The organism is Planctomycetota bacterium (genome assembly GCA_035384565.1).
Taxonomy (GTDB): Bacteria; Planctomycetota; PUPC01; order DSUN01; family DSUN01; genus DAOOIT01.
Map to the genome: position 1 here is coordinate 49,924 of DAOOIT010000026.1, position 23,574 is coordinate 73,497.

General features: G+C 68.0%; 16 protein-coding genes. 9 read left to right on the forward strand and 7 right to left on the reverse strand.

Annotation, left to right across the window (positions count from 1 at the left end):
- Positions 1–3: 3 nt before the first annotated feature.
- The 3 genes from PLE19_11425 to PLE19_11435 form a co-directional block, all read right to left on the reverse strand.
- Positions 4–2,133 (reverse strand): hypothetical protein, encoded by a 2,130-nt coding sequence (locus tag PLE19_11425; GenBank protein ID HPD15556.1) that lies wholly within the window; start codon positions 2,131–2,133, stop codon positions 4–6.
- 110 nt (positions 2,134–2,243) lie between these two features.
- A complete protein-coding gene (locus tag PLE19_11430) occupies positions 2,244–3,179 on the reverse strand; it encodes a hypothetical protein (protein HPD15557.1) in 936 nt (311 codons plus the stop codon).
- A 191-nt stretch (positions 3,180–3,370) separates the two neighbouring features.
- A complete protein-coding gene (locus tag PLE19_11435; GenBank protein ID HPD15558.1) occupies positions 3,371–7,564 on the reverse strand; it encodes a DUF6067 family protein in 4,194 nt (1,397 codons plus the stop codon).
- 198 nt (positions 7,565–7,762) lie between these two features.
- Between PLE19_11435 and PLE19_11440 the strand changes: the two genes are divergently transcribed.
- Positions 7,763–8,101 (forward strand): hypothetical protein, encoded by a 339-nt coding sequence (locus PLE19_11440; GenBank protein HPD15559.1) that lies wholly within the window; start codon positions 7,763–7,765, stop codon positions 8,099–8,101.
- 69 nt (positions 8,102–8,170) lie between these two features.
- On the opposite strand, the gene PLE19_11445 is transcribed toward PLE19_11440, so the two are convergent.
- Positions 8,171–10,987 carry a hypothetical protein gene (locus PLE19_11445; GenBank protein ID HPD15560.1) on the reverse strand — a complete coding sequence of 939 codons (2,817 nt, stop codon included), beginning with the start codon at positions 10,985–10,987 and terminating at the stop codon, positions 8,171–8,173.
- 148 nt (positions 10,988–11,135) lie between these two features.
- Here PLE19_11445 and PLE19_11450 point away from each other — a divergent pair, with 148 nt between their 5' ends.
- The 6 genes from PLE19_11450 (at position 11,136) to PLE19_11475 (ending at position 18,757) form a co-directional block, all read left to right on the forward strand.
- Complete coding sequence (locus PLE19_11450; GenBank protein HPD15561.1) at positions 11,136–12,422, forward strand: hypothetical protein; 1,287 nt, start codon at positions 11,136–11,138, stop codon at positions 12,420–12,422.
- Positions 12,423–12,503: 81 nt separating this feature from the next.
- Entirely contained in the window at positions 12,504–13,763 is a 1,260-nt protein-coding gene (locus tag PLE19_11455) for a PQQ-like beta-propeller repeat protein (protein ID HPD15562.1), read from the forward strand.
- Positions 13,764–14,457: 694 nt separating this feature from the next.
- Positions 14,458–15,924, forward strand: a complete 1,467-nt coding sequence (locus PLE19_11460) for an amino acid permease (protein HPD15563.1) — start codon at positions 14,458–14,460, stop codon at positions 15,922–15,924.
- Positions 15,925–15,997: 73 nt separating this feature from the next.
- On the forward strand, positions 15,998–16,582 hold the full coding sequence (locus PLE19_11465; protein ID HPD15564.1) for a 50S ribosomal protein L11 methyltransferase: 585 nt from the start codon (positions 15,998–16,000) through the stop codon (positions 16,580–16,582).
- A gap of 77 nt (positions 16,583–16,659) precedes the next feature.
- Positions 16,660–17,250, forward strand: a complete 591-nt coding sequence (locus PLE19_11470) for a 50S ribosomal protein L11 methyltransferase (GenBank protein ID HPD15565.1) — start codon at positions 16,660–16,662, stop codon at positions 17,248–17,250.
- 193 nt (positions 17,251–17,443) lie between these two features.
- Entirely contained in the window at positions 17,444–18,757 is a 1,314-nt protein-coding gene (locus PLE19_11475) for a Gfo/Idh/MocA family oxidoreductase (protein HPD15566.1), read from the forward strand.
- Between the two features lie 184 nt (positions 18,758–18,941).
- Here the strand turns inward: PLE19_11475 and PLE19_11480 are convergent, their stop codons facing one another.
- Positions 18,942–19,274, reverse strand: coding sequence for a hypothetical protein (locus PLE19_11480; protein ID HPD15567.1), 333 nt, complete (start codon positions 19,272–19,274; stop codon positions 18,942–18,944).
- A 142-nt stretch (positions 19,275–19,416) separates the two neighbouring features.
- Between PLE19_11480 and PLE19_11485 the strand changes: the two genes are divergently transcribed.
- Entirely contained in the window at positions 19,417–19,995 is a 579-nt protein-coding gene (locus tag PLE19_11485; GenBank protein ID HPD15568.1) for a VOC family protein, read from the forward strand.
- Between the two features lie 87 nt (positions 19,996–20,082).
- On the opposite strand, the gene PLE19_11490 is transcribed toward PLE19_11485, so the two are convergent.
- Together PLE19_11490 and PLE19_11495 are read right to left on the reverse strand one after the other, a co-directional pair.
- The gene (locus PLE19_11490; GenBank protein ID HPD15569.1) at positions 20,083–20,967 is read right to left on the reverse strand and encodes an aldo/keto reductase; all 885 of its coding nucleotides are present in this window, start codon (positions 20,965–20,967) and stop codon (positions 20,083–20,085) included.
- 84 nt (positions 20,968–21,051) lie between these two features.
- On the reverse strand, positions 21,052–22,125 hold the full coding sequence (locus PLE19_11495; GenBank protein ID HPD15570.1) for a Gfo/Idh/MocA family oxidoreductase: 1,074 nt from the start codon (positions 22,123–22,125) through the stop codon (positions 21,052–21,054).
- A 95-nt stretch (positions 22,126–22,220) separates the two neighbouring features.
- Here PLE19_11495 and PLE19_11500 point away from each other — a divergent pair, with 95 nt between their 5' ends.
- Positions 22,221–23,573, forward strand: coding sequence for a Gfo/Idh/MocA family oxidoreductase (locus tag PLE19_11500; protein HPD15571.1), 1,353 nt, complete (start codon positions 22,221–22,223; stop codon positions 23,571–23,573).
- Position 23,574 lies beyond the last annotated feature (1 nt).

Sequence of the window (23,574 nt, forward strand, 5' to 3'; positions counted from 1 at the left end):
GAGCTATCGGCTTACCCTGTAGCGGTGGACGGCATAAGGCGCGAAGTCGTCGGTGAACACCCCGCCCTTGACCGGGATCGTGCGTCCCTCGAAGAGCACTTCGGCCTGCACGTCGGCAATGCCCTTGAGGGTGATTGCGGCCTTCTCGGGCTTGCGGAACATGTTGACGGCGAATACGTAGGTCGCCCCCTCGTGCCGCTTCACCATCGCGTCCACGCGGCTGTCCAGCGAGCATTTGACCGTCGCGGCGTCGGCAATCGTCGGGCTGTTGAGGACGGGCGCCAGCCTGTGGACCTCGGCGTTGACGGGCGCGAGGGCGGCCTGCATCTCGGGCGAGATGGCGGCCACACTCGGCTGCGGCCCCGCCCACGAGTGGCAGAAGAAGCCGTAGCCGTCGGCGCCGTGGACCAGTGTCATCCAGATCTGCGTCTTCACCTCGTCGGGCGTCGGGGCGCGGCCCTCGCCCTTCGATATCTTGTTCGCCTCGATCCAGCACCAGACCTTCTTCTCCGGCCCCGCCCACTTCCGCAGCCGGTCAATCCCCTTCGCCACGAGGTGAAGGCGGTTCGGGCCGTCCGGCTCGATGCTGTTGCAGGGGTAGACGTCGAAGGAGACGATGTCGCAGGCCTTCGGGTAGTCGGCGTACTGCTCGTCCGTGGCGCCGCGTCCGACGAAGCGCTCGTGGGCCACGCCGCAGCCGAGGTTGAGGTAGACGCGGTGGGCCGGGTCGTCGCGGCGGATGCGGGCGAGGTCGGCCAGAAGGTCGGCGGGCGTGCGGCCCACTTGGCCTGTCGCCGCGTTCACGTTGTCCGGCTCGTCGCCGTACATCCAGCCGATGAAGGCGGGATGCTCGAAGAGCTTCTCCTCGACGTATTGCTTCTTGTAGGGGCAGATGGCGTACATCCCCTGCTTCTGAATCGCATCGAGGAACTCGCGGTCCTTCGGCCGCGGATAGGAATCCACACCGCCGACGTAGACGTTCACGCCCATTGCCTTGTAGGCCGCCGCCGGCCCCGCCGGCTGGAGCCACACGCTCACGGGGAAGAAGCTGGGATCATCAAGCACAGTCTTCGCGAACTTCGCCGGCGGAATCTTCGACACGTCCACCGGCTCCTCCTTCTTGGGCGGAACAACAAGGATGTAACGCTCTCGCACGATCGTCTTCCCATCCCGCTCAATGGCGGTCTCAAACTCCTGTCCCTCACGGGGCAGTTTGAGGCCCTTTCCTTCCCAAGGCGCGGAAACCCAGCCGCCGGGGGGCAGGGTCCGAGTGAGTTCGGCGCGCGCGTTGCCTGCAAGCACGACGGCTGTGGTCTTCTGCTCAGTGGCGCCCAGGTTGCGGAAGCCGAGGCCGTCTACGACGAGGGTGCGGTCGTCGAAGACGAGGTCGGGGTACTCGCGAGGGCGGTTGAAGCCCCCTTGGAAGCTGCTCACCTCTTCGGGGTCGCTGTGCTTCTCGCGGCAGAAGCCGAGCGCCCAGACGCTCGCCGGCGTGATGGCGTGGCCGAAGGCCGCGATGGGCACCGACAGCTCCATCGTCCACGCGCTCATTGCGGGCGGCGTGTCCCCACGCCGCGGATCGCGGGGCAGAGACGCCCCGCCCACAGTTGCGGAGGCCCCGCCCGCAGGCTCGCGGCCCGTGGCGGCGACGAGCTTCAGGTCCTTGCCGCGGGTCGGCTCGCCCCATTCGTCGGGCACCCAGGTCGAGCCGTGCGTCCGCCCGTCGCAGGTGACGATGAGGTGGGCGTAGAACAGCTCCTTCTTGTCGGGGACGACGAAGAGCTCGATGCAGTCGTTCTTCCAGAGCGCCCGCCCCTCGAAGGCAGTGACGAGGCCGGCCAGGTTGTCGTCGAAGCACCGCGCGGCAAAGTAGAAGTTCGCCGCGTCGCGGCAGAGCCAGCCCTCGGTCTGGTAGCGCACGGCCTTGTTGCGGAAGCCGAAGTGGCGGAGCGGCTGGGCCTTCTGCCACACGGGATCGTCGAGTTTCCCGTCAATCGTCGGCGCCGCGTCCACCAGCGCCGCGACCAGCACGCTCGACTGGCGGACGGGGACAAGTTCCTCTCCCGCCGTGGCACAAGCCGCGGTTCCCGCGAGAACGAGTGCGCACGAAAACACTCGAATGCGAGCGCTCATGCCCGTCTCCTTTCCAATGGCCTCTGCGACGCTGGCTGTGCGGAACATGAGCGTGGGCGGCACTCGCCGCCCACGCTGCTGTGACGCTCAGAGAAGCCGCCCCGCCCGTTTCACTTCCGGAAGTAGGTCATCGAGGGGTCAGGCCGGCCGACATAGCAGATGCGCGTGAACCCGTAGTGCTGGATGATGGCCTTGGCCTTGTCGGCCTGGGCCTGTGTGGGGAAGGTGAACAGCAGCAATGCCCCCGACTTGAGCTGCCAGCCGAGCCCCGCGGGCTGCACGGTGAGCAGCGCCGGGTTGAAGGGAATGGCATCCTCGCCGGGGAACGGCCCGACCGGCGCGCTGCCGCTGCACAGGTAGTAGGTCATCCTAGGGTTCGGGCGTTGGACGAAGCCCTGCGCGTTCATCTTGTAGTGCTTGATGATCGCCAGGGCGCGATTGGCTTCGGCCAGGTTGCCCCCGAAGCTCAGGAGCGACATCCCGCCGTCCGCGATGATCCAGGTGGGGCCCACGTGTTGCACGTGCGCGGTCACCCAGTTGAAGGGAACGAGGTCCTCGGCCAGCGGCCCGGGGGGCGGCGGCCCGCCCACGTGCACCTGGAAGGCCGCGGGCGCCGACTCCGCCATGACGGGCGACACGACGCGGATCTTCATCCAGCCCGTGAAGTTGGCCGCGAACGTGCGGCTCGTGCTCACCGCGCGGCTGCCCGGGGCCATGAAGTGCGCGATGGCCTCAGGCGAGGTGACCCCGTCGCTGCGGACGAACACGTAGCGCACCGTGCACGGGGCATTGGCAGTGATCGTGCCGTTGAAGTTCACCGTGGCGGGAAACGGCCCTGGGTGCACGGGCGGGGCCGCCGTGAGCGAGGCCCCGATGATCAGCCCTCCGGGACCCGGTCCCGGCCCTGGCCCCGGCCCCGGACCCGGCCCGGGGCCGGGCCCTGGGCCCCATCCCGGCGGCATGTAGAAGTTGCAGCCGCACGCCAACAGGGCGGCTGCGATGGCGGCTGCCCTGCCGAAAGTTGTCAGCCTGCCTCGAGTACCCATGCCTCACCCTCCTGTCCTCCCCCCTGTGGGACCGCCGCGTCCTCTTGGCTCTGCCGGGGCCGCCCGAGCCTCCTGTCCTCCCCCCTGTGGGACCGCCGCGTCCTCTTGGCTCTGCCGGGGCCGCCCGAGCCTCCTGTCCTCCCCCCTGTGGGACCGCCTCTGCTGCCAGCATACCACAAGGGCCGCCGTTGTCAAGGCAACGCCGGGGCGGGCCTGGGCTCGGAGCCGCCCAGACGCACGGGGGCCTTTCTGGTCGTCAGGAGGTCCTTGTTGTGAAAGAGGTCGGCCTGAATGATCAGGTCGCGCTCCAGTTCGAGGTCGGTGAGGGCATCGCCGCCCTTGGGTTCGCCGAGAGCGGGGCCGGGGGCCTTGGGCACGGCGAGAGTGAGGCGCGTCGCGCCCGTGCCGAGCCAGGGCGTCAGCTCTGCGGTGCCGAGGGGGGCCGCCGGCGCCTTGGCGTCGAAGACGGTGAACTTCACACTCGTCACCTTCTCCCAGTCCTTGAACTCGGCCAGGTGGATGCCGACGGCCAGTTCGCCCAGCTTCTCGCCCCAGGCGCGGATATCGAAGCCCTCGCCCCGTGGCGGCCGCTTCGCAGGCACCATCGGCCCGCGTCCGGCCAGGTCCTCCGGCCGCAGCGCCCAGTCGTAGACGAGCAGCGAATCAACGACAGCCTCCGCCTGCTCCTTCGTCCCGCTACCATCGCCGATCCAGATGCCGAATGCCGGCGCCACGGCGTCGCGAAGCCTGGGGGCGGCCGGGGCGCTGATGCCACCGAGCCGTTTGCCGCTCCAATACAGGTCGTATTGGCCCGAGCGCCAGACCAGGGCCACGCGCCCCCGCTCCCCAATCGGCACGCGAACGAAGGCTTCGCGCTTCTGAGTCGGGAGCTTCCCGCTCTGGTAGGGTAGCTTCTCCTGGGGCACGACCTCGTTGGCGACGAGGAGCAACCCCCTCTCCTCGCCGCTCTGGGCGGCTGACAGCGTGAGGTCCAGATGGTGTTGGAGCGCCAGAAGGCGGAGCGGGGTGCGGCTCACGGACCTCACGGTCAGGTCAAAGCCCACGCTGCCCTGCACCCACGATGGCACAACGGGATAGCCGACGGCCGGCTTGTCGAAACCCAAGGCAAGGGCCTTGCCCGACACGTCGCCCGCGCCGCTGGCGGGCAGCATCCCGCCGCCGAAGTCGGGTTCGATGCCGTTGTCAAAGGAAACGCCGAGCAGCATGCCCTCAGACCGCGATGCCTGCGGCGTACCGGCGCCGCGGGCGACGACCACCGCCACGTCGTTGGGCATGGACAGGTCAGCGAGGGTCTTGCCGTCCACCACAAGCGACGCGCCGGTCTCGGCGTTCCAGGCGTGGATGTGGGGCTTGCCGAGGTCGAGGCCCTTGAAGCCGTCGGGAAGCTCGATGCGGCTCCCCTTCCAAGGCGCCGTGGCGTAGAGGAGCGCCTGGCCCTTCTTGCGATTGGCCACGCCTGCAAGCTGCGCCCCCTCTGGTTGGATGCTGTGGGCGGGGCGTCCCTGCCCCGCGTCCGGCCATTCGTCCACCCCCTCCTCGCCGATGCCGAACCAGCTCCACAGGTTGTGAATGCGGTCCAACTCATCGGGAATGCCGCACGTCTGCGGCAGCACCTGGTTGGGCAGCGTGACGGCGAGATAGGTGCGCGATTTCACCCAGAGGCCAGGGAACGCCTTCGGCTCGGTGTTGCCGTGGAACATCTGCGTGCCGACCCAGCCGAAGGGGATGCCGCTGATGTAGCCCCGCGACCGCTCGGCGTTGTAGAAAACGTGGCAGTCCTGGAACGACGGCACCCAGATCATCGGGTGCTCGCCGTCCATCGAAATGTCCACGAAGGTCAGGGCGGGCGACACCTTGTAGTTGGTGGTGTGAACCCAGAGCGAGTGGGGCAGGCCGAGGTCGTGAAAGGTCTGCTTGATGCGGCGGAAGTAGTCGCGGGCCTCCAGCCATCTGTAGCCGACCGCGCGCGTGCCGTCGGCTCGGATGTAGGGCGCGTCGCTCGCCAGGACGTTATACGAGTACGGCTCGCAATACGGCTCGTCCACGTAGACGCCCTTGATGCCGATCTCCTTCGCGCACTTGTCGAGCCAGTAGGCCACGTAGTCCTGGTGCGGGCGACTGTTGTGGAGCTTCCACGAGTAGGGCAGCACGGCCATCTCGTCGAAGAAGGGCGGCCCGTAGAGCCCGCTGTCGGCGGGCACGCCGAAGTTGATGAAGGGGCAGTGAATCAGGTCGTCGCCCTTGAACTTCCCCACCCAGTCCTGATACGTCTTCCCCTGGACGCCGCCTGGATAGGGCACGAAGCTCTTGGCGTACTCGTTCCAGTGCCACCAGAAGCGATAGGGGGCTTTCTTGGCGAACTCCGTGTCCTTGCGGTAATCGCCGACGACCCACGACCGCCAGTCCTTCGGCATCGGCTTGAAGGGGTTGGCGAGGAGATAGAAGCGGAAGCTGAGCGACTCCTTCTCCGTGATCGTCGTGGGCTTGGCGACGATATTGAGCCGCAACGCCATCTCCTTCTCCGTCGCCACGATCTCCATCGGCGGCACCTTGCCTGGGTCGTGTACCCAGCCCTGGTCGTTTTCCGCGAACCAGGCCAGGCCGCGCTGGTTGTTGCCCACGTGGACGAATGGCACGAAGCGGAAGCGATCCACCTCGGCCATGTGGTGAACGTCGTCCGCGTCATAGATCACCCCCTCGCGCCGCTTCGGCTCCTTGGGGCTATACGTATCCCAGCAGATATTCCGCGCGCGGAACCGCCCCTCCCTATCCTTCTCCACCGCCATGAACCGATTGATGAACCCCGACGCCACGCAATGAAAATGCTGCATCACCTCGGGGCGGAAGGGGATGACGAGCCCCACGCGGTCCACGATGGGCGTGCCGGCCGGCACGAGGACCACGTCGAACGTCGTCAGGCCGTCAAACTCAGTGCGCCCCTCGACGGTCAGTTCGTGCCCCTCGGGGGTGCGCGTGGTTGCCCACGTCACGGCGAAAGCGCCCTTGCTGACGGCGCCGCGGAGGCCCGGCCCGTCGGAGAAGGTCACGGGCTTGCCGCCGACGAGGGCCTCAAGGCGCATCGGCGCCGCCAACAGTTCTGCGCCGCCTGCCAGGATGCTCTTCGGCAGGCCGGTCCTGTCAATGGTCTGGTCGCGCAACAGGGTGCGCACTGAATCGCCCTTGGCTTCGACGGCTGTGTACGGGGGCAGAAGCGCTGGCTTATCGGGCAACCCGACGCGTGTGCCCAACCAGGGCAGGGCCGCGTCGCGACATGTCCAGTCGGCCGACTGAGCGCGGGCGACGGGCTTGGCGTCGCCGTTGAGGGCCACCGCCTCGAAACGGTATGCGCCGGCCGGGATCTGGTGCGGCTCCGTGAGCGCGACCGATCTCTCGCCCAATCCCGAGGGGAAGTCGTGCATCGGCCAGCGGTGGAGCACCCTGCCCGACTTGGCCTCAACGCACTGGAATTCGCACTCGGCGAAGGATGGATCGGCGGCATCCAGGTAGACAACGGCCCGGCCGGTGGCCGGCCCCCAATCGGCCCAGACGCGCAGCGCGGGAAAGGGCGGGAGGTGCCGGTCGGGGCGCGCAGCGGAGAGGGCGACCGCGTCGGGCGGGTCGAGGGCGCGCTTGTAGAGCCGCAGGTCCGCCAGCTCGGCCTTGCCGAGGAGGACGCGGAAGAAGGCCTCCGCGCTCGCTATCGGCTGCATGCGGCTCACCTGGAGACTCGTCCCCCGCAGCTTGCCGTCAATGTAGATGAAGTGGTGGACGGAACGCCAGGTCCAGACGACGTGGTGCCACTGGCCCCACTCGAAGACCTTTGCCGTGGCAGCCGTCTTGCCAGCGATATTGCCCTCGGCGAAGATTCTGGTGCGGACCTCGCAGGTGAACTGGCTGACAGGGTCGCGTTTCTCCTTGTCATCCAGATCGCGGGGCACGGAGGCCCCGCCCACAGCACCCCCATCGTCGAGGGGGCCGGCTACGGGCTCGGGGAGCTGGTCGGGCGGCTTGGGTTTGCCGGACGGCTTCGGCTCGGGGGCCTCGTTCACGAGAAGCGTCCATTCGCCCGCCTGTGTGCCCGAGAGCGACATCAGGGGGAAGGGCTGTTGGGGCGGCTTATCCTGCTTGGGGATTCGGATGCGGAAGCACACGGCGCCCTGAGCGTTGTTGAGGATGTCGCCCGCCTTCCAGACCGCCTCGTTGGCGTTCTGCCGAAGGGGCGCGGGGCCGAATGAGGCGGCAACGGCCTTCTCGAAGGCCGCTTGCAGCGACAGTGCGCCGTCGGGCTTGGCCTCGTACTCGCCCGGCAACGCGCCCCAAGCCGTTGCCAGAAGCAATGCCGCCACGACCGCCGATGTTCTCATGTCCTGCCTCCGAAACGGTCTGCACCCGATTACCCGGGCTCTGAGCTTGTTCGCGCGCGTCGCAGCGTGTATAATACGAAAAGAGGAGGGGGCCGCCAACCGGGCCATGAAGGGTGCGGCAGCGAGCGCCGCCGCAGGTCTCTTGGGTGGTCGGGCCGCCATCCAGCCAATCGCCTGGCGATCTGCTGGAGGCGCGCTATGGCCAAGCCGAAGCTCGAGAACTCTCCCCCTGAAACCAACCCCACAGGCTGTCTCTTGAGGCTCTGCTGGATGCTCGTGGGCAACGGCGTGATGCTGTTCGCCGCCATCTTCATCACCCAGCACCCGTGGAAATCGCTCTCGACAGCCGACCTCGTGTACGCCGCGGGAGTGGCCTTTCTGCTGGGGGCCCGGTTCCTGGACATCACGCGATTCCAGGGCACCACCACGACCGGGCAACCGGCCACGCTGGCCCACTGGCGGCGATATGCGCTGCTGGTCCTGGCCGTGTCGGCCTGCGGCTGGCTCGCGGCGCACGCGCTGGCAGCCGCGCGCTAGCGAGCAGAGAGCGGGTGCCGCTGCCGTGCCAGCTTCCCTCCGAACCCATTGCGGCGTTCGGGATGGGCGTTACTCCTTGAGCACTGAGTCGAAGAGGCTCCAGGGCTCGAAGAGGCTGATGGCGCCCCGGTCGGGCAGGCCGATGTAGAGGGCCATGCCCACCTCTTCGCCGGCCTGGAGGCTCAGGCCGCACATTTCGTTGCGCGGGCAGGCGACCTCGAAGGCGGCCACCGCGCCCTTCTTGCTCGCGGCGAAGGGGTACGCTTCGGGCTTGACGAATTCGTGCTTATCGTCGAACCAGGGCCAGCGCCCCAGGTTGCAGTAGTGGAGGCGGACGTTGGCCTTCTGGGGGACGCCGTCGGGGCCGGGGGTGAACTCGGCATAGACGTTGTCGCCGCCCACGTAGAAGCCGTCGGCGTCCTGGTCCACGACGAGGGTGATCCTCCTCCAGTCGCCTTCGATGGTCCAGGCGTAGTAGAGGTAATCCTTGTCCCACCGCGCCCAGCCGCGCAGCTTGATGCCCTCGTGGTCGAGCCAGTAGTCGGGCTTGTCGCCCCAGTCGTCGAGCTTGCCGTCCACGCGGATCGTGCCGCGGGCGATCTCGGGCTTGAAGGGGTAGAGGGGGTACTTGTCCTTGCCGTCGGGGATGCCGTCGCCATCGGAGTCGGGGTTGGTGGGGTCGGGGGTGTGCCACTTGCCGGGCACGCGTTTGCGCAGGTCGGCGTTGAGGGCGGTGACCCATCGGCTGGCGAGAATCTCGCCCAGGTCGTCGAGGCCGTCGCGGTCGGTGTCGGCGCGGCGTGGGCTGGAGCCGAAGTGCTTCTCATCGAGCGGCACACGGGGGTCGGCATCCGGGATGCCGTCGCCATCGGCGTCATTGGCGAGGACGATCTCGCCGTAGAGGTTGCGGAAGTACTGGGCCTGGGTCAGGTGGCGGAGTTGCCAGGCGATGCCGTCCCAGTGCTCGCCGTGGTCGTAGGCGGTGCACCACGGCCAGCCGGGGAACTGCGGTGAGAAGTGGCAGAAGATGTCGCGGTCGTCCTCGGTGTCGAGGCCGCTGTTGCCGTACTGGCTCTCGAACTGGTGCTTGTACTCGTGGGTCATGAGCCAGGCCACGTCGCTGCCGCCGAGGAAGTGGCTGCGGCCGGGCGTGGGCCACTCGACGCCGTAGGTGCCGCCGCCCGAGCCCGCGAAGTCCCAGCGCTTCGCTCCCTCGTTCCAGTTGCGGATGGCCTCGCAGACGACCTGGCCGACGTAGGCCACCTTCTCGGTGCGCTCCTCGGCGATGAGCTTCTTGAGCGACTCGTCGTGGTTGGCGCGGGGCAGCTTCATCAGCTCGGGGCAGTCGGGGCGGTCCTTGCCCGTGCGGTACAGGGTCTGGTCTATGTAGATGTCGCAGTCCACCCAGTAGCGCATCGAGGAGTTGCACCAGTAGAAGAGCTGGGATTCGGCGAATGCCTTGCGGTAGAGGCGGATCTCCTCGCGGCCCATGGGCGGGGGGAGGGGGGTGTCGGGCTTCACGGTGTCGAGGTTCACGATGTTGGGGAGAAGGAGGACCTTGACGGGGATGCGGAGGAACATGGTCTTGCCCTTGGGCGGCAGGGTGGCGAAGGCGAATTCGCGGGTGTAGCCGCCGCCGGGGATGCTGCGCAGGCTAGTGCACGAGAGGCGGTAGTAGTAGCGGCAGCCGGGGTCGAGGCCCTTGATGGCGATGGCGTGCTGGGTGGTGGGCCTGCCGTCGGAGGGCACGCGGAAGAGTTCGCCGGTCTGCCAGAGGTTCTCGTGGCCGGGCGTGCGCTCGGGCGTGTTGCTCTTGCGGAGGAGGATGGCCGGGCTCATCGGCTGCGGCGTCTCCCACAGGATCGTGGCGCCCACGCGGGTGAGGTCGGTGGCCCGCGGGCTGCCGGGCAGCTTGAGGTCGGGCGGGAAGATGACCACGCGGTTGTTCCCCGCGTCGGCGAGGGCGAGGTCGCCGTTGGGCGCGACGGCGATGTCCATCAGGTCGCGCATCTGGCCGTAGGGGCCGCCGGTGAGGGTCATCGAGCTGGGGGTCTTGTTGGTGAGGGCGGCTCGGTTGTCGAAGATGAGGACGTTTCCGAAGCCGGTGTTGCAGCCGAGGAGGCGCCCCTGGGCGTCGCCGGCGATGCCCTTGGTGACCCACCAGCCCCACACGATGCCGGTCTCCTCGGGGCGGCGCTTGATCTCGCCGGTGGCCGGGTCGTAGTCGAGCACCTCGCAGCGGCAGTTCCAGCCGTTGGCGACGAACAGGCGCTTCAGTTCGCGGTCGTAGAAGATGCCGCCCGGCTCGTTGAACTGGCCGGGGTCGGTGCGCTCCCAGTCCTTCGGCGTCTTCTTGCCCTCTTTGTCGGGCTTCACCAGCTCGAGGGGCATGGGGCCGGTGCGGTTGGCGAGGGTGAAGACGTGTTTGCCCTCGCGGTCGAAGACCTGGAGGCGGTGGTTGAAGGTGTCGGTGACGAGGATGTGGTCGTTCTCATCGGTCGCCACGCGCGAGGGGTTGCGGAACTGGCCATCGGCGTCGCCCTCGTTCGGGCCGCCGATGACCTTGAGCGGCCTGCCGTCCTTGCCGAGAATCTGGATGCGGTGGTTGCCCGCGTCGGCCACGATGAGGCGGCCCTGGGAGTCGAAGGCCACGTCGGTCGGGCGGGTGAACTGCCCCGGCTCCTTGCCCTCCGCGCCGAAGGTGGCGAGCCACTCGAGTTCGGCATCGAAGACGAGCAGGCGGTGGTTGCCGCTGTCGGCCACGACCAGGCGCCCCTCGGCGTCGTAGCCCAGCCCTTCGGGACGGTTGAGGCGGATATCGGCCGCCTGGCCTGCGGCGCCGGCGAGCGTCACAACAAGCCACGCGGCAATGGGGTTCTGGCGCATGGGCCTCTCCTTTCCTGAGGGAGCGCTCGGTCACTGCGGCCACCTTACGCCGATGTCCGCCGCGTGTCAAGGCAGGGGCGGGACCGCTCGTTGCGAAGGGAGCCGCGGCCGGCTAGAATGCGGGGGGCCACCGTCAGGAGAGGCGTCCATGCCGCATCGCTGTCTCTCGCGCCGGCGTTTCCTCCAAGGTGGCGGGGCCGCGCTGGCGCTCGCCGCCTCGCGTCGCTCTGCCGCCGCCGAAGCGAAGGAGAAGCCCATGCCCGACACGCCCGCCCCGCTCCGCGCCATCACCCAAGGCCCCAAGTTCCACTGGTTCGCCTACTACGACAAGCTTCAATTCGACCCCAGCGGCCGCTACTGCCTGGGGATGGAGGTGGACTTCGAGCACCGCTCGCCCCGGCCCGATGACGCGATCAAGGTCGGGATGGTGGACCTCCAGGACAACGACCGCTGGATCGAGCTGGGCGAGACCACGGCCTGGTGCTGGCAGCAGGGCTGCATGCTCCAATGGCTCCCAGGCTCGAAGAGCGAGGTCATCTGGAACGGCCGAGCGGACGGCCGCTACTGCTGTCACATCCTCGACATTGCGACCGGCCGGCGCCGCACGCTCCCTCACCCCATCTACACGGTCAGCCCGGATGCGAAGATCGCCGTGGCGCCCGACTTCCGCCGCATCGCCGACACGCGCCCCGGCTACGGCTACAACGGCATTCCCGATCCCCACAAGGACGACCCGGCGCCGAAGGACGCCGGCATCTGGCGCATGGACCTCGGGAGCGGCAGGCAGGACCTCATCCTGTCGCTGGCCGACATCGTGAAAGTGCCCTACGCCCCCGGCTACCCCGAGGGCGCGAAGCACTGGTTCAACCACCTGCTCTTCAGCCCCGACGGCGGCCGCTTCATCTTCCTGCACCGCTGGGCCGGCCCGGGCGGCCGCGGCTTCGCCACCCGCATGTTCACCGCGCGGCCCGACGGCTCCGGCCTCCACTGCGTGGTGGACAGCGGCATGGCCTCGCACTTCATCTGGCGCGACCCCACCCACATCCTCGCCTGGGCGCGGCATGCCTCGCACGGCGACTGCTTCTACCTGTTCGAGGACAGGACGACGAACGCCGCGCCCGTGGGCAAGGGCGTGATGACGGCCGACGGCCACTGCACCTACCTGCCGAACACCGACTGGATCGTCAACGACCGCTATCCCGGCGCCGACCGCAAGCGCCCCGTCTACCTCTACCACGTGCCCACGGGCAGGGTCGTCACCCTCGGCCAGTTCTACGCGGCGCGGGCCTACGACGGCGAGTGGCGGTGCGACACCCATCCGCGCCACGCGCCCGACGGCCGCACGCTCTGCATAGACAGCGTGCACGAGGACAAGGGCCGCCAGCTCTACCTCCTGGACATCGGCGCCATCCTCGACCATCCGCCGGCGGCTTGACGCGCGCGCCCGGATCGCGTAGACTCGCCCCAGAGCGCCGGGGAAGCCCATCGCGATGAACCCTAGTGAGGACGCCGGCCCGTGACCCGAACCGCGCGCGTCGCATGCCTGTTCCTGGGCCTCTTCGCTCTCGCCGCGCCCCGCCTCGGCGCGGGCGAGGCCCAGCCCGGCCCGTGGTGGCCCCGCTTCCACGGGCCGAACTACGACAACATCTCGCCCGACACCGGGCTGCTCAAGCAGTGGCCCGGGGACGGGCCGCCGCTGGCCTGGAAGTTCTCGGAGTGCGGCAGGGGCTACGCCGGCGTGGCCCTCGCCGACGGCCTGATCTTCACCACGGGCGACTTCGACGACGCCGAGTGCGTGCTCGCCCTCGACCTCGACGGCAAGCTCGTTTGGAGGGCCGAGAACGGCAAGGCCTGGAAGGGCGCCTACCCCGGCTCACGCACCACGCCCACCTACGACGAGGGCATGGTCTTCCACCTGAACCCCACCGGCCGCATCGCCGCCTTCGACGCCAGGTCGGGCAAGCCGCTCTGGGCCGTGGACCTCAAGCGCGAGTTCGACGCGCAGTTCGGCCTGTGGGGCCTGTGCGAGAATCTGGCCGTAGACGGCCCCCGCCTGCTGTGCGCCCCGGGCGGCACGAAGGGCCGGTTCGTGGCCCTGGACAAGAAGACCGGCAAGACCCTCTGGGCCAACACCGAGTTCGGCGAAGCCGCCGCCTTTTGCAGCCCCATCGTCGTCACCCACCAGGGCACCCGGCAGCTCATCACCATGATGCGCTCGCAGATCGTCGGGGTGAACTCCGAGACCGGCGCCCTGCTCTGGACGCATCCCCACACCGCGGCCTACTGCCAGAACGTGACCATGCCCGTCTACCACCAGGGCCTCGTGGCCGCCAGCAGCGGCCACAGCACCGGCACGCGGGTGGTCAAGCTCGCCGCCGACAGCCGAAGCGTCGCCGAGGTGTGGGCGGGCAAGGAACTCGACAACTGCCACGGCGGCCTGGCTCTCCTGGGCGGCCACCTCTACGGCCACGGCTGCCGCCTCTACAACCGGGGCTTCTCGTGCGTGGAGTTCGCCACCGGAAAGCTCGTCTGGACCGAGAAGGCCCTCAACAAGTTCTCCTTCACCGTCGCCGACGGCCTGCTGGTGGGCCACAACGAGCGGGCCAGGGTCTTCCTCGTGGACGCCCGGCCGTCCGGCTGCCGCATCCTGAGCGAGTTCACCATCCCCAAGAAGACCAGCCAGGAGACCCTCGGCCACCCCGTCGTGTGCGGCGGCCGCCTCTACGTCCGCCACTGGGACGAGTTGTTCGCCTACGACCTCCGAGCGCCGAAGTGACCTCAAGTGTCCACGCGACAGGGAGATGAGGCGGTCAGCGACTCCTCGGCGCATCGCCCGGGTCACTCGGCCACAAGATCGCCGGCCCGGCGCGGCCCCCAGACCTGGCCGCCCTCGCCGTGAAGGCGTCCCAACCCTGCCTGTTGCCCGCTTATATCACGCCGCGAGAGCAAGAAAGGACGCCGATGGGCAGGAACGGCCATGACGGCCCTCGGAGCGCCCGAGCGCCATACTTGCTCAACCCCGAGGGGGAGAGAATTGAGCAAGTATGGGCGGGAAGGCCGTAGAGCCGCCCGGATCGCCAAAGCGCCATACTTGCTCATCTCTCGGCGGCGGGAGAACTGAGCAGGTATGGCGGCGCCGTGTCTGGTTCCCAAGACAACGTGGGCGAGTGGGGGCGCCGGCGCCGGGATCGAGGGCCGCACTCGACTCCGCTGCGATTCCGCCGAGCCACTTGACTTTGGGCGGCTTCGGCGTATCATGCGACACCTTGTTGCCTTAGAAACTGCCTGAGAACCGGCAGGGGACTGCGACGCCAGCGATTCCGCCCCCGGGCGAGGAGCACGGGGGAGGTGATGCAGCAGAGAGCATCATTGACGACGCGCGGCAACGCCCGCAACGCAGCCCGCGTGGGTTCTGAGACAGTTTCCTAGGTGTGGCGTCTGGGCCTTTCATCAGCCCCCGGGAAGAGAGCATGAGCACAGGACCGTCGGCGGCGGGACCTGCCCCGAGGCATGTTGCAGGGTCGGCGACCCAGGGGGGCGGCGCGGAGGCGCGCATCGGCCTCTGGGACTGCATCAGCATCATCGTGGGCATCGTGATCGGCGTGTCAATCTTCAAGGTGCCGGGGCTGATCTTCAGCAACGTGAGCGGCCCGTGGGTGGGGCTGGCGGCGTGGCTGCTGGGGGGCGCGTTGTCGCTCATCGGGGCGCTGTGCTACGCCGAGCTGGCCACGGCCTACCCGAAGATGGGCGGCGACTACGCCTATCTCACGCGGGCCTATCACCCGGCGGCCGGCTTCCTCTTCGGCTGGGGGCGCCTCTCGGCGATCCAGACGGGCAGCATGGGCGCGCTGGCCTACGTGTTCGCCGACTATGCGGTGCGGCTGTTCGGCGGCTCGGATGCCGACCTGAAGAGCCAGGCCGTGTGGTTCGCTCTGGGCGCGGTGGTCGTGCTCACGCTCATCAATCTGCTCGGCGTGATGTTCGGCAAGGGCGCGCAGAACGTGCTCACGGCCGCCAAGGTGCTGGGGCTGCTGGGAATCCTGGTGGCCGGCTTCCTGTGGGGCAAGGGCGGCGCCTTCACCATCGGCCATCCCGTGAAGAACCCCGACTTCGGGTTCGCCATGATCCTCATCCTCTACGCCTACGGCGGGTGGAACGATTCGGCCCTGGTGGCGGCCGAGGTGCGCGAGCCGCGCCGCAACCTGCCGCGCGCGCTGCTCCTGGGCACGGTGGCCATCACCGTGATCTACCTGCTCGTGAACCTGGCCTACCTGGCGGGGCTGGGCTTCGACGGCATCCGCAACACGTGGGTGCCCGCGGCCGACGTGTTGAAGCCGATGCTCGGCGAGTGGGGCAGCAAGGGCATGTGCCTGCTCGTGATTCTCTCGGCCCTGGGCGCGCTCAACGGCGTGATCCTCACGGGCTCGCGCGTCCATGCGGCCGTGGGGGCCGACTATCGGCTCTTCGCGGCGCTGGGCCGCTGGCACCGCCGCTCGGGCGCGCCGGTGTGGGCGCTCATCACCCAGGGCGCGGTCACCATCCTGATGATCCTGGCCGTGGGCACCGAGGCGGGCCGGAATGCCTTCGACCAGGCCCTCTCGGCCCTCGGCGCCGGCAAGGTGCCGTGGGAGAAGTACTTCGGCGGCTTCGACACGCTGGTGGCCGGCACGGCGCCGGTCTTCTGGCTCTTCTTCCTGCTCAGCGGCGTGTCGGTGATCGTGTTGCGGCTGCGCGACCGTGCTGTGGAGCGGCCCTTCCGCGTGCCGCTCTTCCCGGTCTTCCCGATCGTATTCTGCCTGACGTGCGGCTACATGCTCTACTCAAGCGTCACATATGCCGAGCAGGTGTCGCTCTTCGGCCTGGTGCCGCTGGCCGTCGGAGTGCCGCTGTATCTGCTCAGCGGCGGGCCGGGCAGCGGGACGGCCCGCGGGTCGTGACCCGGGTTCCTGCGGTGACCTCCCGGGGCGCCCCGGGATCGCCGACGTGCTTCGTGCGAAAGGAGTGGCTGTCATGAGTCAGTGGCGTTGGATGAGGGTGCTGGTGGCTCTGGCCCTGGCCGTGGCCCTGGGCTCCGCGGGCTGGGCCGCCGAAGAGGAGAAGAAGCCCGAGCGCAAGCCCGACGTGATCTTCGTGCCCACCCCGCACGAGGTGGTCGAGGTGATGCTGCGCCTGGCCGACGTGAAGAAGGATGATTTCGTGATGGACCTGGGCTGCGGGGACGGCCGCATCGTGGTCGCCGCCGCCAAGAAGGCGGGGTGCAAGGCCGCCGGCTACGACATTGACCCCGTGCGCGTCAAGGAGTCCCTCGAGAACGTCAAGACCAACAAGGTCGAGGACCTCGTGACGATCGAGGAGAAGGACATCTTCACCCTGGACCTCAGCAAGGCCAGCGTCATCACGCTTTACCTGCTGCCGAGCCTCAATGTCAAGCTGATCCCGCAGCTCGAGAAGATGAAGCCCGGCTGCCGCATCGTCTCCCACGCGTTCGACATGGCCGGCGTGAAGCCCGATGTGATTGCCACGGTGACCTGCAAGGACGGCAACGAGCGCAAGGTCTACCTGTGGACCACCCCGCTGAAGAAGGAAAAGGAATAGCGAACCCCGACTGCGGCCCGGGCCGGGGAGTGTCCTCCGCCCCGCCGCAGAGCGTCTGAGCGAAAGGAATGGGACCCATGAGCCAGTGGCGTTGGACGAGGGTGCTGGCGGCGCTGCTCGCCGGCGTGTTGTGTGTCGCGGCCGCCTGGGCCGCCGAGGAAGAGAAGAAGCCCGCGCGCAAGCCGGACATCCATTTCGTGCCCACCCCGCACGAGGTGGTCGAGATCATGCTGCGGCTGGCCGACGTGAAGAAGGACGACATCGTGTACGACCTGGGCTGCGGCGACGGCCGCATCGTCATCGCCGCCGCCAAGAAGGCCGGATGCAAGGCCACGGGCTACGACATTGACCCCGTGCGCGTCAAGGAGTCGCTCGAAAACGTCAAGAAGAACAACGTCGAGAACCTCGTGACCATCGAGGAGAAGGACGTGTTCACCCTGGACCTGAGCCAGGCGAGCGTGATCACGCTCTACCTGCTGCCGAGCCTGAACGTCAAGCTGATCCCGCAGCTCGAGAAGATGAAGCCCGGCTGCCGCATCGTGTCGCACGACTTCGACATGAGGGGCGTGAAGCCCGACGTCGTGGCGACCGTGCAAGGCGAGGATGGGGTGGAGCACAAGGTCTACTTCTGGACCACCCCGCTCAAGAAGGAGAAGGCAGACGAATAGCCTTCGCCCTTGAGCAACAGGGTGGCGGACGCAATGGGGGAGGGGCGGCCCGACGAGGCGGCCCCTCCCCGCTCTGTTGGCACGCTCGCTTGACACGGGGCGGGCGAAGCCTATACTCGTCTCCGCGGGCGTCACCCGGTGAGGCGTGCATACCTGCACGCGGGACCTCCGCCACAGAAAGCGAGGTGTCGGGATGCGAGCGGCCTCTACGAGCAAGCGGGCTTCGCGGCGTGATTTCCTCAAGACCTCAGCCGTCACGGCCTCGGGCGCGGCCCTGGCCGGCCTGGCCGCCCCCGTGGGCGCCTACGCCCAGGGCAACGACACCATCAAGATCGGCATGATCGGCGCGGGCGGCCGCTGCACCGGCGCCGCCATGGACGCGATGAACGCCGACCCGGGCGTCAAACTCGTGGCCGTGTGCGACATGTTCATGGACCGAGCGAGGAACGCCCGCAACCACCTCAAGAAGCAGAAGCCCGAGCAGGTGGAGGTGCCCGACGACCGCTGCTTCGACGGCTTCGACGGCTACAAGGAGGTCCTCAAGCACGTTGACGCCGTGTGCATCGCCAACGCGGCGAAGTTCCATCCCCTCCACACCAAGGCGGCCATCGAGGCGGGCAAGCACGTCTTCGTCGAGAAGCCCCACGCCATTGACCCCTACGGCATCAAGATGCTCGAGGCCGCCCTCAAGCTCGCCGCTGAGAAGAAGCTGTGCGTTGTCTCCGGCCTCCAGAGCCGCTTCGAGCCCGGCTACAAGGAGACGATGCAACGCATCCACGACGGCGCCATCGGCGACATCGTGGCCATCGAAGAGAACTTCCTCCGCGGCCCCTACGGCCTCTACCGCCGCGCGCCGGGCCTCACCGAAGTCCAATACCAGTGCTCCAACCAGTACCACTTCACCTGGCTCAGCGGCGACGACGTCCCCCAGTCCCTCGTCCACAACATTGACCGCTCGCTGTGGGCGATGAAGGAGGTCCCCCCCGCCGCCTGTCACGGCCTGGGCGGCCGCTCCTCGATGACCGACGAAATCTACGGCGACGTCTTCGACCACCACAGCGTCGTCTACGTCTATCCCAGCGGCGTACGCATCTACGCCTTCTGCCGCACCACCACCGGCTGCTACAACGAGGTCTCCAGCCTCCTCCTCGGCACCAAGGGCCGCGCCAATCTCCTGGCTTGCACCATTGACGGCGAGACCAAATGGCGCTACGCCGGCCCCAAGCCCAGCCCCTACGTCGAGGAACACAAGGCCCTCTTCGGCGCCATCCGCAAGGGCGAGCCCATCTCCAGCGGCTACCACATGGCCCGCAGCACCCTCGTCACCATCATGGGCCAGATAAGCTGCTACACGGGCAAAGAGGTCAAGTGGGACGAAGTGGTCAAGAGCGACTTCTTCTATCCGCCCAAGCCCGAGGACTGCAAGAACGACATGGAGCCCCCCACCAAGCCAGGCCCCACCGGCTCCTACCCCGTCTACATCCCGGGGCAGACCAAGCTGCTGTAGCGTGTCGGCGGCCGGTGCGGTGGGCAGAATGGACACGATGGACCGGATGGACAGATGACTGTCAATCCGTTACCGCTCCGTCCGCAATGTCCATCCTTTCCACCCTGTCCATTCTGCCCACGGGGTCTCCTGCCCACGTGCTCAAGCCCCTGCTGGCGTAAGCAACGCCTGGTGCCTCCTCCGGCTACCTGACGGCGCCCAGTATCCGGGATGCGAGGTGCCAGAGCGCCGGCGCGAGGAACAGGGCGATCACCAGTAGGGTGACGGGCCAGAAGAAGCAGACCTGGACGGCCAGGGTGCTCCAGAAGTCGGCAGCACATTGCTTCTGATGCCGCCGCAGCGCGGAAGTGGTCTCGAACCTCCTGTCAACTTCCGAGGTTCGGCTCGTCCGCAGCGTCGCCCACTGTTCCCGCAGTTCGGCCAGGTCGCTCGGCAGGCGGCGGACGACGTAGGCGCACCAGCCTATCCCCACGACTAGGAGAGTGGCCGAGACCAGAATGCTGGAGTACGGGATCACCGTGGCAGCTCTCCATTGCATATATGGCCGATGATACGCCCGTGCCTCCCGGAGTGCAAGACCCTTGCACCCGCGCGCCGGGTGAGGTAAAGTCGATGCGTGGCGTCAAGCGGTCTCAGCCCAAGGCGAAAGGAGGACGCGAATGCGGTTCAACGGCATCAATCATCTGGCGATGGCGACGGGGGACCTGGACACGACCATCCGCTTCTGGCGGGATCTGCTGGGGATGCGCCTGGTGGCCGGCCTGGGCGAGCCAGGCTATCGCCACTACTTCTTCGAGATCAGCCCCACCGATCTCATCGCGTTCTTCGAGTGGGAAGGCGTCAAGCCCGTGAAGCCCAAAGAACACGGCGAGCCGGTCAAAGGGCCGTTCGTGTTCGACCACGTGTCGTTCGGGATGGAGAGCGACGAGGACCTCTGGGCGCTGAAGGACAAGCTGGACGCGGCCGGCTTCGAGTGCTCGGACATGATTGACCACGGCTTCATCCACTCGATCTACGCCTTCGACCCGAACGGCATCCCGATCGAGTTCAGCGCGAACGTCGCGGGGCGGGACGTCCGCCGCCAGCCCGTGATGGGCGACAGCGAGCCGGTCGCTGAGGCGCGGGCCGGCGCCGAGCCGCAGGCGGGCCGTTGGCCGGCCGTCAAGAAGCCCACGCCGCCCTCCAAGCGCCGCATCTACGAGGGAGCCGGCACCGAGCTGTTCCAGGGCACCAAGTAGCCGCAGCCGGAATGTGAGAGTCTTTGCGGGGAGGTGCGGCGGGGGGCTTTCTGCCGGAAAGCCCCCCGCCGCCGCGTTCGCTCTTCCCTACGCATTCAGTGCGCGGGTGATGTTGTCGAGCGCCTCGTCCACTTCGGCGGGGCTCTTGCAGCCGATGGTGACGGCGTCGGCGAGCTTGTGGCCGAAGACGAACTGCACGGCCTTCTGCCGGTCTTCGGCGTTCGTGAAGTCGCCGTTGCCCACGAGCTTCATGCCCAGCACGCCCTTGCCGGCGGCCTTGACCTTCTTGATCTCGGCCACGGCGGCCTCGTGGTCCACCTTCTCTGCCCACTTGCCGGTCGGGCCGTCCATGTGGGCGCCGTTGTGGTTCATGCGCAGCAGCGCCACCTCCACCCATTCGCAGCCCGCGACCTGCGTGAGGCCGGGCATGCCGTGGGTGGAGACGCCGACGGCGCGGACCAGGCCCTTCTCCTTCGCCGCCGACAGGTCGTCGCGGTGCTTCTTGAGGTCCTCGGGCCACGTGGGCTTCATCACGCAGTGGAGCAGCACGACGTCGAAGTAGTCCGTGCCCAGTTCCTCGCGGAAGCGCTCGAGGGTCTTGGGCACGTCGAGGCCCTGGCTGAGCCACACCTTGGTGAGGATGACCAGTTCCTCGCGCGGCAGGCCCTCGATGGCCTTCTTGACGAGGGCGTGCATGTTGTAGTTGCCGGCGGTGTCAATGTAGCGCACCCCGCGGTCCCAGGCGTGGCGCACGAGCTTCGTGAAGCCCTCCGGGCCGAGCGACCGCTGGGTGTTCCCGCCATTGGTGCCCGTGCCGATGCCCAGGCGGGTGGGGCGCACCGGGGTCTTGCCGAGCGCCACGCGGTCGGTGGCCGACGGCTTGGCGGCGGGTGCTTCGCCCGCAAGGCCGGGCAGGGCACCGAAGCCGACAACGCTGCCTGCGATGGCCTGAACGAACTCTCTGCGTCTCATGCTGGGCCTCTCATCCAAGGGTCTTTGCGGGGCGGTGCGGAGGGGAGCTTTCTGCCGGAAAGCCCCCTCCGCCTTCGTCTCCTGTTAGCTCGCGGGCGCAAACGGCACATCGCCGCGGCTGATCATCGTGTCCAATGGATTATCGCTGATATCGAGCGGGCAGTCAATGCGCGCGCGGCGGCGGCTGGATTCGTAGCAGGCGAAGATGATCTCCGTGGCGTTCATTGCGTGGCGGGCGCACAACTCGCACTCGCGGCCCGCGAGCAGGCAGGCCACCGAATCGGCCATCGCGCGGTCAATGTAGCCGGGGCCGTGCAGGTGCTCGACGCCGCAGTCCACGGGAATCCAGTCGGGCGAACCCTGCTTCCAGTAGCGCACGAGCGGCCCGGGCTTGGGGTCCCACGCGATCTCGATGACGCCGCTCGTGCCGTGGAGGCGGAACGAGGCGCCCAGCGCCCGCGCGCACTCGCCGCCCGTCACGATCACGCCGAAGACGCCGTTGGCGTATTTCACGAGCACCAGGCTCTGGTTCTCGACCGGCGCGCCGAACACGCGCACCTCGCGGCGCGCGTCAATCTGCCCGATCACCCACCTGGGCGGGGCCTCGTCGTTGAAGTAGTTGAGCATGTCCACCCAGTGGGTGCCGCCGTCGTAGAGGTCCCAGGTGTTCGCCTCCATGCGAACGAGGGCGCCGATCTCGCCCGAAGCAATCAGGCGTTTCGTCTCGCGGAACGGCTTGCCGTAGCGGCGCTGGTGGTTGAAGTTCAGATGCATACCGTACTGGGCGGCCACCTGGAGCATCTTGCGCGCGCCGCCGAAGCTGATGTCCATCGGCTTCTCGCAGTTGCACAGCCGCACGCCCGCCTGGGCGCAGGCGATGGCCATTTCGGCGTGGAGCTTGGGCCACGTGCAGATGCTCACGACGTCGGGCCGCTCCTTCTCCAGCATCTCGCGGTAGTTGAGATAGGTCCGCTGGATGCCGAACTTCGCGGCGAAGGCGCTGGCGTTCTCCTGCACGATATCGGCGCAGGCCACCATTTCGCACGTGTCGAGCTTCCGGTAGCCTTCGGCGTGCTCGTAGGCCATCGCGTAGCCCATCGGCCCGCGCTTCTCGGGCATCTTGCCCGTGCCAATGAACGCGACCTTCAGTTTGGCCATTGCCCCGATTCTCCTGCCCTTGGGTTTTGCCTCCCGACGCCTCATTATAGTAGAATCTTGTCTGCACGCTCAACTCACCCCAAGAGGAGAAGCCGATGCCCGGACAAGTTTCCCGCCGCGCGTTGTTGAAGACAGCCGGCGCTGCCGCCGCGCTCACGTTGCTGCCCGCCGGCCGCGCCCGCACCTACGCCGCCAACGACACCATCGGCCTCGGCATCGTGGGCGTGGGCGGCATGGGCCACGGCAACCGCAACCACTTCAAGAGCCTGCCCGGCTGCGCCATCGTGGGCCTGTGCGACGTGGACCGCAAGCGCCTGCCCGCCGCCGAGCAGGACCATCCCGGCGCGAAGAGCTACGCAGACTACCGCAAGATGCTCGAGGAGCTGAAAGAGATTGACGCCGTGATGGTCTCGACGCCCGACCATCAGCACTTCCCCGCCTCGATGCTCGCGATGAAGCTGGGCAAGCACGTTTCGACCGAGAAGCCCCTGGCCCACAGCGTGTGGGAGGCCCGCCAGATGGCCCTCGCCGCCGCCAAGTACAAGGTCGCCACCAACCACGACCACGAGGGCCACGCCCACGAGGGCCTGCGCCGCGCCGTCGAGTGGGCCCTCTCGGGCGCCATCGGCCCCATTCGCCAGGCGCACATCTGGACCGATCGCCCCATCTGGCCCCAGGGCATCAAGACCCGCCCGCCCACCAAGCCCGTGCCCGAGGGGCTGGAGTGGGACCTCTGGATCGGCCCCGCCCCCTACCGCGACTATCACGACCACCTGCACGCCTTCGCCTGGCGCGGCTGGTGGGACTTCGGCTGCGGCGCGCTGGGCGACATGGGCTGCCACTTCTGGGACTCGACGGTGTGGGCTCTCAAGCTCGGCCACCCCGACACCGTGGAGGCCGAGCAGGAGGGCAACTCGGAGGAGACCGGCCCCAACTGGTCGGTCATCACCTACCAGTTCCCCGCGCGAGGCGAACTGCCCGCTGTGACCGTGAAGTGGTGGGACGGCCGGAAGCCCGGCCCCGACGGCAAGCCGGTGCAGAACCTGCCGCCGCGGCCGCCCGACCTCGAACCCGATCGCCATCTGCCCTCGAACAGCTCGATGTGGATCGGCGACAAGGGCACCATCGTGATCGCCGACACCAACAGCCCGCGCCTCGTGCCCGAGGCGAAGATGAAGGAGTTCAAGCAACCCGAGCCGTTTCTGCCGCGCGCCCCGAAGAACGACCACAAGCTCGACTGGCTGGAGGCCATCCGCACGGGCAAGCCGGCGGGGTCCGATTTCGCCCTCTACGGCGGCCACCTGGCCGAGGTCGTCCTCCTCGGCAACGTCGCAGTCCGGGCGGGCAAGAAGCTCGAATGGGATGGAGTGAATCTGAAGGCCAAGAACTGCCCCGAGGCCGACCGCTTCATCCGCCGCGAGTACCGCCAGGGGTGGGACTTCTCGTGAC

What these genes read in the sequence shown, in the direction of transcription:
- PLE19_11425 (HPD15556.1), bottom strand. Translation starts at nt 2,133, where the DNA reads ATGAGCGCTCGCATTCGAGTGTTTTCGTGCGCACTCGTTCTCGCGGGA.
- PLE19_11430 (HPD15557.1), bottom strand. Translation starts at nt 3,179, where the DNA reads ATGGGTACTCGAGGCAGGCTGACAACTTTCGGCAGGGCAGCCGCCATC.
- PLE19_11435 (HPD15558.1), bottom strand. Translation starts at nt 7,564, where the DNA reads ATGAGAACATCGGCGGTCGTGGCGGCATTGCTTCTGGCAACGGCTTGG.
- PLE19_11440 (HPD15559.1), top strand. Translation starts at nt 7,763, where the DNA reads ATGGCCAAGCCGAAGCTCGAGAACTCTCCCCCTGAAACCAACCCCACA.
- PLE19_11445 (HPD15560.1), bottom strand. Translation starts at nt 10,987, where the DNA reads ATGCGCCAGAACCCCATTGCCGCGTGGCTTGTTGTGACGCTCGCCGGC.
- PLE19_11450 (HPD15561.1), top strand. Translation starts at nt 11,136, where the DNA reads ATGCCGCATCGCTGTCTCTCGCGCCGGCGTTTCCTCCAAGGTGGCGGG.
- PLE19_11460 (HPD15563.1), top strand. Translation starts at nt 14,458, where the DNA reads ATGAGCACAGGACCGTCGGCGGCGGGACCTGCCCCGAGGCATGTTGCA.
- PLE19_11465 (HPD15564.1), top strand. Translation starts at nt 15,998, where the DNA reads ATGAGTCAGTGGCGTTGGATGAGGGTGCTGGTGGCTCTGGCCCTGGCC.
- PLE19_11470 (HPD15565.1), top strand. Translation starts at nt 16,660, where the DNA reads ATGAGCCAGTGGCGTTGGACGAGGGTGCTGGCGGCGCTGCTCGCCGGC.
- PLE19_11475 (HPD15566.1), top strand. Translation starts at nt 17,444, where the DNA reads ATGCGAGCGGCCTCTACGAGCAAGCGGGCTTCGCGGCGTGATTTCCTC.
- PLE19_11485 (HPD15568.1), top strand. Translation starts at nt 19,417, where the DNA reads ATGCGGTTCAACGGCATCAATCATCTGGCGATGGCGACGGGGGACCTG.
- PLE19_11490 (HPD15569.1), bottom strand. Translation starts at nt 20,967, where the DNA reads ATGAGACGCAGAGAGTTCGTTCAGGCCATCGCAGGCAGCGTTGTCGGC.
- PLE19_11495 (HPD15570.1), bottom strand. Translation starts at nt 22,125, where the DNA reads ATGGCCAAACTGAAGGTCGCGTTCATTGGCACGGGCAAGATGCCCGAG.
- PLE19_11500 (HPD15571.1), top strand. Translation starts at nt 22,221, where the DNA reads ATGCCCGGACAAGTTTCCCGCCGCGCGTTGTTGAAGACAGCCGGCGCT.